Below are 11814 nucleotides of genomic sequence, written 5' to 3'. Positions count from 1 at the left end.
ATCAACAGAGCGGGTGGATGCAGCAGGTCCGAACGGTCAGGGCCGCCCGGGTGCCACCTCCTTCAGCCGCTCCCCGGTGTCGAGGCGGGCCGCCACACGGACCGTGCCGTGTTCGGGCGCGCGCACGGCCACGGTGCGGCCCTTGCGGGACGCGGTCACCGCACCGCTCGCCTCGATCCGGGTGACCGCGCGGCTTCCCGCAGCCAGGAGGTACCAGTGGTCGTCCGGCGACCTCCACCGGGTGTCGGCCACCACGTGCTGGCCGAACCGGCTGCAGGCCGCCGTGGCCCGGGCCCGGCCGACCAGCTGCGCCGGTTCGGCGGCGGCGCCGGGCGCGCGCATCAGGAGAGCGACATCGCCCGGGCCACGCCAGGTGGAGGCGCGTACGCAGGACCAGACCGCCCGGCCCGCGTCCTTCGGCAACTGCTGCTCGGCGAAGTCCCACGCGTTGACGGCGCGCACGGCGCCGCCCCGCCACGGCTGGAGCCGGCAGGCGGTGCGCGCCCACGCGACCAGCGCCTGGCTGCCGGTGGCCTCGCGCGGCTGCCGGGGCGGAGGCGTGCCGTGTCCGGGAAGCGGCGTGTACGTGAGGTGTACGGGCGAGAGACCGCCGAGGTCGGCGAGCAGGAACGAGTGGTTCTCCACGATGCGCGCCGAGGAGCGCAGTTGGAGCACGGGGCGGCGCGCGCAGCCGTCCGCCGGCGCGACCGGAACGGCGTCGCTCACCCCGTCGTCCGACACGTCCAGCGGCCGCCCCTGAGTGTCGGGTCGCAAGAGGTCCCGGGTGGTCGCCTCGGTGATCCACGGCGCCGTCAGATAGCGGGCGGAACCGTGGTCGCGGGTGAGGACGACAGCCGCCGCCGTGGTCACGTCGGCGTCGTCGACCCGGGCCAGCGCGAGGTCGGCCGGGCCGTCGCCGTCCGGCGCGGTGTAGCGGGCCAGCCGTTCGCCGTCGCTGAGGAGCACCACGGCACGGCCGTCGACGTCGCCCGCGAACAGCAGTTGCGGTGCGCGTGGCGGTGGATCGGCCGTGGTGTCCGGGGTCCGGCTGACGCGTACGGCGCCGGAGGGCTCGGCCCACGCGGCCAGCGCCCGGTCCAGCAGGGCGGTGTCGTCGGTCCGGTCGCCGCGCGCGGGCCAGGCCGTGAAGTCGACCCGTGAGGTGTCGGCCCAGGTGTCCCGCCCGGCGCGGGTGAGGTCACCGGAGGCGGGCGCCGCCCGGACCGGGGTGCCCGCGCCCGCCGCTTCCCGCTGCGGGGCGGTGTCGGGGGCGAGCACGGCGGCCGCCGCGACGACGGCCACGGCACCGAGGGCGAGAGCGACCCGGGTTCGCCGTGCGCGGCGCAGCAGATCCGTGGGACGTGTCTGCACGGAGCAGGCGTCGAACTCCTGGGAGTGCAGCAACGCCGCGGCGGCAGGCCCGGATTCGGCGTCGAGTCCGACGGACTCCTCTACGGCCGCCCCGGCATCCGCCACCCCGGCCGCGGCCAACAGCGCCGTCGCCCGGTCCGCGTCCATGGAGTCGATGTGCCGGAGCACGAACGCGGCGCGCGCGGGGGCGGAAGCGTCCGCGAGGGAACGGACCAGCGCGAGTTCCTCGGCGCCGCCGGAGCGGGGGAACAGCCGCAGCCCCCAGACCACGGGGAGCCGGGGCAGCAGGATGCGGGGCGGCGGCAGGGCCGCGGGCCAGCCGGCCGGCCGGTGCGCGAAGGACAGAGCGGTCCGCAGGATGCGTACGCGCAGCGCGTCGGTGGCGGTGTCGGAGCCGTCGCCTGGGGCACGGGGCCCGGGCACGGAGGCCGGGCGCCCCGGCAGCGCGCGCTGGACGGCGGTGTGGGCGAGCAGCACCCGGCGATGGCGGGTGAAGACGGCGGGGAGCGTCAGATAGGCCAGGCGTACGAGGCCGGTGTACTCGTCGAGCAGAGCTGCCTCGGCCTGGTCGGTGGCTATCCGTGAGCGGGGGATAATGCTTTCGCGACGAAGCTGGGGCATGGCGGGCCTCTCCCGGAAGTCCGTAGGGACACGGTGTCGTCCTTCAAACGACGAGCCGGGGAGTCGGTCACCCCGTCGAATCCGGCAGGACTGCGCGGCCTGATGCGGGGTATCAGCAGGCTGCGGGTGTCCATCGCGGAGTCCTGCAGGCGTGAAAGAGACACGAATGACCGAGTACATGGACGGGGCATTGATCCCCACAGGTTTCGACGAGGCAGTCGGGCCACTGATGCAGGCGACCCACTACGCAGGTGACGAGGGGTGCCTGGCTGACGCGCGCAGGTTCGCCGACGTGTTCCTGACGCGCCTGCGCCAGGAGTGGTGCGTCGAGCTCGACCCGCGCACGGCCGGGGACGTCCTGCTCGTCGTGAGCGAGTTGATCACGAACGCGGACCGGCACAGCGCGGGCCCGTACGTCCTGGAACTCGAGGGCACGTCGCGGCATGTCGCCGTCACCGTCTACGACAGCAGCGCCGCCGTGCCGGTGCGCTTCCCTCGGGACCCGGCGCGCGTGGGCGGCCACGGCCTGGAGATCGTGGACGCGCTCGCCGTCGTCTCCGTGGAGCAGGTGCCGGTCGGCAAGCGCGTGCGCGCCGTGCTGACCCTCGCCTCCTGAACGACCCCCGAGCTTCTTGAGCGACCCGCGCCGTGTGACGGCGCGAAGCGGTGTTCCATGATGGTGTCCCCGACCCGTGAACGCGCCGGTCAGGGCCATCTGTTCAGGAGGACGACATCGACACCGCAGACACGAGGGGCACGGTGGGCGAACTCGCCGCCGCGCTCCCGGACAGCACCCTCGTCACCGACCCGGACGTCCTCGCGTCCCTCGGCCACGACGACGCCGAGTGGGCGCCGATGGGCCGGCCGCTCGCCGCGGTGCGCGCCACGTCCGCCGAGGAGGTCGAGTCCGTGGTGCGGGCCTGCGCGGCCCGGCGGATACCGGTCGTTACGCGGGGCGCGGGCACAGGACTCTCCGGCGGGGCCAACGCCGTCGACGGCTGCCTCGTGCTCGACGTGTCGAAGATGAACCGCATCCTCGAGATCGACACCGAGAACCTGATCGCCGTCGTCCAGCCCGGGGTCGTCAACAACGACCTCAAGGCCGCCGTCGCCGAGCACGGCCTGTGGTACCCGCCGGACCCGGCCAGCGCCCCCTGGTCCACGATCGGCGGCAACGTCTCCACGAACGCGGGCGGCCTGTGCTGCCTCAAGTACGGCGTCACCCGCGACTACGTCCTCGGCATGGAAGTCGTCATGGGCGGGCCCGCGGGGGAGTACGGCAGCCGGGTCAGGCTCGGCCGGCGCACCACGAAGGGCGTCGCGGGCTACGACCTGACGAGCCTGTTCGTTGGCTCCGAAGGCACCTTCGGCGTCATCACCGAGATCACCCTCAAGTTGCGGCCCGCGCCCGTCGGTGAACCGCGCACCGTGGTCGGCAACTTCGACAGCCTCGTCGCCGCGGGCGCCGCCGTCGCCCTCGTCACGAGCCGGGGCCTCGCGCCCGCCGCCCTCGAACTCCTCGACCGCGCCTGCATGGAGGCCGTGGAGAACTGGAAGCACCTGGGCATCGAGCCGGGCGCGGAGGCGATGCTGCTCGCGCGCATCGACGCCCCGGGCGACGCGGGCGAGGCCGAGGCGAGCGCGGTGGCGGACGCCTTCCGGGAGGCGGGGGCGCTGTGGGCCGAGCAGTCCACCGACGCCGTCGAGGCCGAGGCCCTGTTCGACGTACGGCGCCTCGCGTATCCCGCGCTCGAGCGGCTCGGCCCGGTGCTCACCGAGGACCTGTGCGTGCCGCGCTCCGCCGTGCCGCAGATGCTCGCCACCATCGAGAAGATCGGGCGCAGGCACGGCGTGCGCATCGCGACCATCGCGCACGCGGGCGACGGCAATCTGCACCCGCTGCTGATCACCGAGCCCGGTGACGAGGCGGAACGCGTCGCCGCGCAGGCCGCCTTCGAGGAACTCCTTCAGGCCGCGATCGCGGCGGGCGGCACGGTCACGGGGGAGCACGGCGTCGGCCTGCTCAAGCGCGACGGCATGCGCAGCGAACTGGGCCCCGCCGTCTGCGCGTTGCAGCGGGCCGTGAAGGAGACCCTGGACCCGCTGGACCTGTTCAACCCCGGCAAGGTCGTCGGCGAGGACTGAGACTCCGACAACTCCTGGCAGCCCACCGCGTGGCAGCCCGTTCCGCGGCACGCCGTCCCAAATGAGGCAATTGTCCGTTTATCCGCCCTACGGTGCGGAGGTCGGTGTCCGTGTGGGGGGACGTACAACGCCCCCGCCCGGGGCGCGGATTGGGTTGCCCATGGAGTTCGAAGAATCCGGTCGGTCCAGCGGAATCAGTCGCAGACGCGTGGCGCGCCTGGGTCTCGGCGTCGGCCTCGGCGCCGCGGCCGGGGCGCTCGCCGGATGCGGGACGAGCGGCGGCGAGAAGGCGAGCCCGCCCCCGGCAGGCCCCGCCCGCCATCCCGAGCGCCCCGCCAAGAAGAAGGCCCTGCCCCGGCTGATCGGCGACGGCTCGACCTCGTACACGGGCAGGCAGCCCAAGCAGCCCGCCGCGCCCACCGCCTTGGAACCCGGCCAGACGCCGCCGCAGTTCGTCGTCTTCTCCTGGGACGGCGCGGGCGAGGTCGGCAACGGCCTGTTCCCCCGCTTCCTCGAACTGGCCCGGCAGCACGACGCCCGCATGACCTTCTTCCTGTCCGGGCTCTACCTGCTGCCCGAGGCGCAGAAACGCCGCTACCAGCCGCCGGGCAACCCCGTCGGGGCCTCCGACATCGGCTACCTCAGCGACCCGCACCTGAAGGAGACCCTGCGCTCCGTCCACCAGGCGTGGCTCGACGGGCACGAGATCGGCACCCACTTCAACGGGCACTTCTGCGGCGGCTCCGGCTCCGTCGGCAACTGGAGCCCCCAGCAGTGGCGCAGCGAGATCGAACAGGCCCGCACCTTCGTCAAGTCCTGGCGCACCCACACCGGTTGGCACGACCAGCCGGCCCTGCCCTTCGACTACGACAAGGAACTCATCGGTGGCCGCACGCCCTGCCTGCTCGGCCAGGAGAACCTGCTGCCCGTGGCCCGCGAACTCGGCTGGCGCTACGACGCCTCTTCGCCCGGCGGACTGCAACGCTGGCCGGAGAAGCGCCAGGGCATCTGGGACCTGCCGCTGCAGGGCATCCCGTTCCCCGGCCACAGCTTCGAGGTCCTCTCGATGGACTACAACATCCTCGCCAACCAGTCGAAGAACTCCACCCGCGCCCCGGCGTACAACTATCCGGGCTGGCGCACCCAGGCCACGCAGGCGTATCTCACCGGCTTCCAGCGCGCGTACGAGACCAACCGGGCGCCGTTCTTCATCGGCAACCACTTCGAGGAGTGGAACGGCGGCATCTACATGGACGCCGTCGAGGAGGCGCTCAAGCGGATCGCCGACCAGGCGGGGAGCGGCGACGTCCGGCTCGTCTCCTTCCGGCAGTTCGTCGACTGGCTCGACGCGCAGGACCCGGCCGTCCTCGCGCAACTGCGCGACCTCCAGGTGGGGGAGCGCCCGGCGGGCGGCTGGAACCGGTATCTGCGACCGTCGAAGAGCCCGGCGAACTCCGGCACGACAAGCGGGACCGGTACGACGAGTAAAACGGGCGCTCCCGGACAGACAGCTCACTAGACGAGACCGGACACACGAGACCGGACAGACGAGGAGGCGGTGCGATGACCCGGCCCATCACCGCGGGTGTGGACGGATCCCCCGAGAGCGCGGCGGCGGCAGCCTGGGCGGCGCGTGAGGCGGTGCGGCGCGGACTGCCGCTGCGCCTGGTGCACGTGGGCGAGCCCGCCCCCGACGGCCTGGCGCTCGCCGCGGACGAGTCCTCGCTCACGCAGTGGGCGGGCGATCTGCTCGCGGACATCGAGCACGAGATCGCCGAACGCCACCCCGGGCTCGCGGTCACCACCGACGTCCTCGACGGGGACGGGGCCGCCGAGTCCCTGCTGGCGGCCGCGCACGACGGCGAGTCCCTGGTGCTCGGCTCGCGCGGGCACGGCGTGATCGTCGGCTTCATCGTCGGCTCGGTCGGCCAGCAGGTGATCGCCAAGGCCGAGCGGCCCGTCGTCCTCGTCCGCGCGGACGACGCGGCGCCGGCCGAGGCGAGCGGGCGCGACGTGATCGTCGGCCAGGAGGGCGAACCGGAGGACAGCGCCGCCGCGATGGAGTTCGCCTTCACCACCGCGCAGGCCCGCGGCGTGGCCGTGCGAGCGGTACGCGCGTGGAGCCTGCCGCCGGTGTTCTCCTACAGCCCCAGCTCGTTCGCCCTGCTCGACGACGCGGGCGGTATGGAACCGTACGAGAAGAAGGCCCTCGGCGCCGCGCTCGCCCCCTGGCGCGAGCGGTTCCCGGATGTGCCGGTCCGTGAGCACGTCGAGATCGGCAGCGCGGGCCAGGTGCTGCTCTCGGTCGCGCCCGAGGCCCAGCTGCTCGTCGTCGGCCGTCGCGCGCGCCGCACCGCGATCGGCTCCCGCATCGGCTCGGTCGCCCACGCGGTGCTGCACCACGCGCCGTGCCCGGTGGCGGTGATCCCGAACACCACCTGACCGATGCACGAATATCCGGATGCATGATCGGCGAGCGGCTTTGTAAGGTCCACGCTGTGGAACCACTCAGCGACAAACAGATCCGCTCGTCCTTCGTGAACTGCACCAAGGGTGAGGCGACCCGTATGCGGCTGCCCCTCGACTTCGCCGAGCTGCCCTGGCACGACCTGGACTTCCTCGGCTGGGTGGACCCGGGCGCGCCGCTGCGCGCGCACCTCGTGCGCCCCACGGACGACGGACCGGTCGGCATCAGCCTGCGCGTGCCGCAGAGCGGGCGCACCAGCGCGATGAAGTCGAGCCTGTGCCAGATCTGCCTCACCGGACACGCCTCGTCGGGCGTGTCCCTGTTCGCCGCGCCGCTCGCCGGGGCCCGCGGCCGCGACGGCAACACGGTCGGCCTGTATGTCTGCGCCGACCTGGCCTGCTCCCTGTACCTGCGCGGCAAGAAGCAGCCGAAGCTGCGCGCGGGCCGCTACGAGGAGTCGCTCACGCTGGACGAGCGCGTGGACCGGGCCCTCGGCAACCTCGACGCGTTCATCGCCAGGGTCCAGGGAACCTGAGGGCTCACGCCTTGAGCGCGACCACGGCCTCGTCCGTGTAGGGCAGGAACGTCAGGGTCTGGTGGAAGTACAGCTCGATGCTGTGCGCGTCGTGCGCGCTGTAGCCGATCGCCAGATCCTGGCCGAGCCGCAGCTCGAAGTCGCCGCCGCGCTTGGACAGGACGAACGCCCCGTTCAGCGCCGGCGCCCAGATCAGCTCGCCGTCGAGGATCCGGCCCAGGTGGTTGGCGATCGGATAGCCGTGGTCGGAGGTCTCGCTGACCGCCGTGTACGCGTCGGCCCCGAGCAGCAGTGCGTACGGGCCCGCCACGCCTGCGAGGCGCAGCGCCGTCAGCGCCCGGCTGATCGTGTCCGGGTAGTCGCGGGCCTCGGCCGGCAGGCTCAGGACCGGGTTCGAGGTGCGCTCGCGCAGCCCTTCGATACCGGCCGCCGTATACCCGTCGAAGATCGCCTGGTCCTCCGCGTACGCCATGGAGCGCGCCGCGTCCTTCACCGGCTGCCAGTCGGAGTCCTTGGAGCCGCGCTCCACGTCGTCCACGGCCTCCCGGCTCACTGTGAACGGCACCCGCAGCTCGACCAGCGGCTGCACGCCGCGCAGCCGCGCCGACACGCCCGGCGCGGGCGGCGCGATCTCGGAGAGGTGCCCGGTGCCGACGGCCGAGAGGTCGGCGCCGTCCGGTCCGGTGACGTCCACGACGCGGCGGCCCGCGACATGGCGCTGGAAGGTGCGCGTCGCCTCCTCCTCGATCTCGGCCCAGGCAGCGGGCGTGATCGGGGCGAGCTCGCGGTGCAGATTGTTGCTCGGGGTGGGGTTCGGGGCGCTACTCATGGTCTTCAGGCTCCTTTGAGGCTGCCGATGCCGAGGGAGCCGACCGCGGGGTCCGCGGTGGCGGCGCCGGTCGGCGGCTCGGGCAGGTCGTCGAGGAAGTCGGCGCTCGGCACGTGGAACAGGCATCCGGTGACCGCGGTCGAGAAGTCGAGAATCCGGTCGTGGGTGCCGGGCGGGTTGCCGAGGAACATGTTGCGCAGCATCCGCTCGGTGACGTCCGGGGTGCGCGCGTAGCCGATGAAGTACGTGCCGAACTCGCCCTGGCCGACGTTGCCGAACGGCATGTTCTCGCGCAGGATCTGCCGCTCCGTGCCGTCCTCGTCGACGATGGTGTTGAGCGCGACGTGCGAGTCGGCGGGCTTCACGTCGTCGTCCAGCTCGATGTTCGCGGTCTTCGTGCGGCCGATGACCTTCTCCTGCTCCGTCGAGGGCAGTGCTTCCCAGGCGGCCATGTCGTGCACGTACTTCTGGACGATGACGTAGGAGCCGGCGCTGAAGTCCGGGTCCTCGTCGCCCACGAAGACGGAGTCCGCGGCGGCCCGCCCGGTCGGGTTCTCGCTGCCGTCCACGAAGCCGAGCAGATCGCGGTCGTCGAAGTACTTGAAGCCGTGCACCTCGTCGACGACGGTGACGGCGGAGCCGAGCCGGCCGATGATCACGCGGGCCAGCTCGAAGCAGAGGTCCATGCGCCGCGAGCGCAGATGGAAGAGGAGGTCGCCGGGGGTCGCGGGGGCCAGGTGCCGGGGGCCCGCGAGCGCCTGGAACGGGTGCAGTTCGCGCGGCCTGGGGCCGCTGAACAGGCGGTCCCAGGCGGTAGAGCCGATGCCGACGATGCAGCCGAGGGCGGCGTCGCGGTCGCGGAAGCCGACGGAGCGACTCAGCCCCGACAGCTCCTCGAGAGTGTCGCGGACGGCGGGCTCGCCGCCCGGCGCGACCGTGACGACCAGGAAGACGGCGGCCTTCGAGGGCGGGGTGAGGAGGACGGGCTGGGGGTCGGCCACTAGTGCTCCGATGGCGAGGGAGGGCGTCAGTTGGCTGTTGACACCATATGGGCTGTGGCGGCTCGTGGCACTCGCGCCCGAAAAGAACCTTCTAAAGACCAGATGAACCCATGTGTCCGACCTCACCCCCGACCCCTGTCGAACCGGCGTCGGGCACCGGCCGCATGCTGTTAAAGTTTTAACCAGGCCCCGACCGTTCTCCCCCGTACGGTCGGGGTCCTTTTTTGTGCCGTGACACGTGTCCCATTGGGACATGTGTCCCGTTGGGACGTGAGCGAGTTACGGTGGGAGTGCGGGGGTCGGCGAGAGCGACGAAGGAGTCGAGCCATGAAGGCACTTCAGTACCGGACCGTAGGGGCACCGCCCGAGGTCGTCACCGTCCCCGATCCGGAGCCCGGTCCCGGGCAGGTCCTCCTGAAGGTCACCGCCGCCGGTGTGTGCCACTCCGACATCGCCGTGATGAGCTGGCCCGCCGAGAGCTTCCCCTACGAACTTCCGCTGACCCTCGGGCACGAGGGCGTCGGTACCGTCGCCGCGCTCGGCGCCGGGGTGACCGGCTTCGTGGAGGGCGACGCGGTCGCCGTGTACGGGCCGTGGGGCTGCGGCGCCTGCGCCAAGTGTGCGGAGGGCAAGGAGAACTACTGCCTGCGCGCCGAGGAGCTCGGCATCCGCCCGCCCGGACTCGGCGCCCCCGGCTCGATGGCGGAATACATGATCGTCGACGACGCGCGGCACCTGACGCCGATCGACGGCCTCGACCCCGTCGCGGCCGTGCCGCTCACCGACGCGGGCCTCACCCCGTACCACGCCATCAAGCGCTCGCTGCCCAAGCTGGTGCCCGGCTCGACCGCCGTCGTCATCGGCACCGGCGGCCTCGGCCACGTCGCCATCCAGCTGCTGCGCGCCATGACCGCCGCCCGTGTCATCGCGCTCGACGTGAACGAGGAGAAGCTCGCCCTCGCCAAGGCCGTCGGCGCCCACGAGGCGGTCCTGTCGGACGCGGCGGCCGCCGGCAAGGTCAAGGAGCTGACCGGCGGGCGCGGCGCCGAGGCCGTCTTCGACTTCGTCGGCGTCCAGCCCACCGTCGAGACCGCGGGCGCCGTCGCCGCCGTCGAGGGCGACGTCACGATCGTCGGGATCGGCGGCGGCACCCTGCCCGTCGGTTTCGGCGCCATGAACTTCGAGGTCAATGTCACCGCCCCGTACTGGGGCAGCCGCGCCGAACTCGTCGAGGTCCTCGACCTGGCGCGGGCCGGCGCCGTCTCCGTGCACACCGAGACCTTCTCGCTCGACGACGCCCCCAAGGCGTACGAGCTGCTGCACGACGGCAAGATCAACGGGCGTGCGGTGATCCTCCCGAACGGCTGACACGGGGAGGGGGTGTACGGGCTGACGGTCGGTCAATAGGCTGATGGCTACCGCCCGTTACACCCCCACAGGGAGCCCCATGTCCACCGCGCAGGTCCCCGACATCCTCTCGCCGGAGTTCGCCGCGAACCCGTATCCCGCCTACCGCGCGATGCGCGAGTCCGCTCCGCTCATGTGGCATGAGGCGACGCAGAGTTGGATCGTCTCGCGGTACGCCGATGTGGAGCGCGTCTTCAAGGACAAAGAGGCGACGTTCTCCACCGACAATTACGACTGGCAGCTCGAGCCCGTGCACGGCAGGACCATCCTGCAGATGAGCGGACGTGAGCACGCGGTGCGTCGCGCGCTCGTCGCGCCCGCCTTCCGAGGCAGCGAACTGCAGGACAAGTTCCTGCCCGTCATCGAGCGCAACTCCCGTGAGCTCATAGACCGGTTCAGGGACGCAGGATCGGCCGACCTCGTCGCCGACTACGCCACCCGCCTGCCGGTCAACGTCATCGCCGACATGCTCGGCCTCGACAAGGCCGACCACGCCCGCTTCCACGGCTGGTACACCGCCGTCATCAACTTCCTCGGCAATCTGGCGGGGGACCCGGACGTCGCCGCGGCGGGGGAGCGGACGCGCGTCGAGTTCACGGAGTACATGATCCCGGTCATCCAGGAGCGCCGCGAGAACCCTGGCGACGATCTGCTCTCGGCGCTGTGCGCCGCCGAGGTCGACGGGGTGCGGATGAGCGACGAGGACATCAAGGCGTTCTGCAGTCTGCTGCTCGCCGCGGGCGGCGAGACCACCGACAAGGCGATCGCCAGCATCTTCGCCAACCTGCTCGCGAACCCCGACCAGTTGGCGGCCGTGCGCGCCGACCGGTCCCTGATTGCGCGGGCCTTCGCCGAGACGCTGCGCGTCACTCCGCCCGTCCACATGATCATGCGCCAGTCCGCCGTCGACGTGGAGCTCACCGGCGGCACCGTCCCGGCAGGCGCCACCGTCACCTGCCTCATCGGTGCGGCCAACCGCGACGAGAACCGGTACAAGGACCCGGACCGCTTCGACCTGTTCCGCGAGGACCTGACCACCACGACCGCGTTCTCGGCCGCCGCCGACCACCTCGCCTTCGCGCTCGGCCGGCACTTCTGCGTCGGCGCGCTGCTCGCCAAGGCGGAGGTGGAGACCGGGGTGAACCAGCTCCTCGACGCCATGCCGGACCTGCGGCTCGCCGACGGCTTCGACCCGGTCGAGCAGGGCGTCTTCACCCGCGGGCCCAAGGCGCTGCCGGTGCGGTTCACGCCCGTGAGCGCCTGACCCGCACGGACCGTCAGGTGTACGATTACGTCATGCATCGATCTTCGTGCCTGAACTGGTGGCGCCTCACTTAGAGGCGGCCGCACAGACAAGCACGTACAAGGGCCGTCCCAGGACGGCCCTTTCTTCATGCCCTCCCACCGGAGGTCACACCGTCCCGAGGACGCCCGTGAC

10 protein-coding genes are annotated in these 11814 nt (G+C 72.1%); 7 read left to right on the top strand and 3 right to left on the bottom strand.

From position 1 onward, the window contains the following. Positions 1 to 36 precede the first annotated feature (36 nt). Positions 37 to 1992, bottom strand: a complete 1956-nt coding sequence (locus OHA73_RS00940; protein ID WP_327653814.1) for a hypothetical protein — start codon at positions 1990 to 1992, stop codon at positions 37 to 39. A gap of 166 nt (positions 1993 to 2158) precedes the next feature. Between OHA73_RS00940 and OHA73_RS00935 the strand changes: the two genes are divergently transcribed. The 5 genes from OHA73_RS00935 to OHA73_RS00915 all read left to right on the top strand — a co-directional run bounded on the left by OHA73_RS00935 (position 2159) and on the right by OHA73_RS00915 (position 7139). Next, entirely contained in the window at positions 2159 to 2608 is a 450-nt protein-coding gene (locus tag OHA73_RS00935) for an ATP-binding protein (RefSeq protein ID WP_266718314.1), read from the top strand. A 143-nt stretch (positions 2609 to 2751) separates the two neighbouring features. Continuing rightward, complete coding sequence (locus OHA73_RS00930) at positions 2752 to 4137, top strand: FAD-binding oxidoreductase (protein WP_267072558.1); 1386 nt, start codon at positions 2752 to 2754, stop codon at positions 4135 to 4137. A gap of 160 nt (positions 4138 to 4297) precedes the next feature. Continuing rightward, complete coding sequence (locus OHA73_RS00925) at positions 4298 to 5656, top strand: hypothetical protein (RefSeq protein WP_327653813.1); 1359 nt, start codon at positions 4298 to 4300, stop codon at positions 5654 to 5656. 44 nt (positions 5657 to 5700) lie between these two features. Beyond that, positions 5701 to 6579 (top strand): universal stress protein, encoded by an 879-nt coding sequence (locus OHA73_RS00920; RefSeq protein WP_327653812.1) that lies wholly within the window; start codon positions 5701 to 5703, stop codon positions 6577 to 6579. Between the two features lie 56 nt (positions 6580 to 6635). Next, complete coding sequence (locus OHA73_RS00915) at positions 6636 to 7139, top strand: FBP domain-containing protein (protein WP_327653811.1); 504 nt, start codon at positions 6636 to 6638, stop codon at positions 7137 to 7139. Between the two features lie 4 nt (positions 7140 to 7143). Here OHA73_RS00915 and OHA73_RS00910 read toward each other — a convergent pair whose 3' ends face one another. Both OHA73_RS00910 and OHA73_RS00905 read right to left on the bottom strand, forming a co-directional pair. After that, positions 7144 to 7968, bottom strand: a complete 825-nt coding sequence (locus OHA73_RS00910) for a family 1 encapsulin nanocompartment shell protein (protein ID WP_327653810.1) — start codon at positions 7966 to 7968, stop codon at positions 7144 to 7146. A 5-nt stretch (positions 7969 to 7973) separates the two neighbouring features. Further along, positions 7974 to 8969, bottom strand: coding sequence for a Dyp-type peroxidase (locus OHA73_RS00905; protein WP_327653809.1), 996 nt, complete (start codon positions 8967 to 8969; stop codon positions 7974 to 7976). 327 nt (positions 8970 to 9296) lie between these two features. Between OHA73_RS00905 and OHA73_RS00900 the strand changes: the two genes are divergently transcribed. After that, positions 9297 to 10337 carry an NAD(P)-dependent alcohol dehydrogenase gene (locus OHA73_RS00900; RefSeq protein WP_266718328.1) on the top strand — a complete coding sequence of 347 codons (1041 nt, stop codon included), beginning with the start codon at positions 9297 to 9299 and terminating at the stop codon, positions 10335 to 10337. A 79-nt stretch (positions 10338 to 10416) separates the two neighbouring features. Further along, the gene (locus OHA73_RS00895; protein WP_327653808.1) at positions 10417 to 11640 is read left to right on the top strand and encodes a cytochrome P450; all 1224 of its coding nucleotides are present in this window, start codon (positions 10417 to 10419) and stop codon (positions 11638 to 11640) included. The last annotated feature ends 174 nt before the right edge of the window (positions 11641 to 11814 follow it).

Source organism: Streptomyces sp. NBC_00483 (genome assembly GCF_036013745.1).
Classification (GTDB): domain Bacteria; phylum Actinomycetota; class Actinomycetes; order Streptomycetales; family Streptomycetaceae; genus Streptomyces.
Note: the sequence above shows the minus strand (reverse complement) of the source record. Positions and strands in the feature narration are given on the sequence as shown.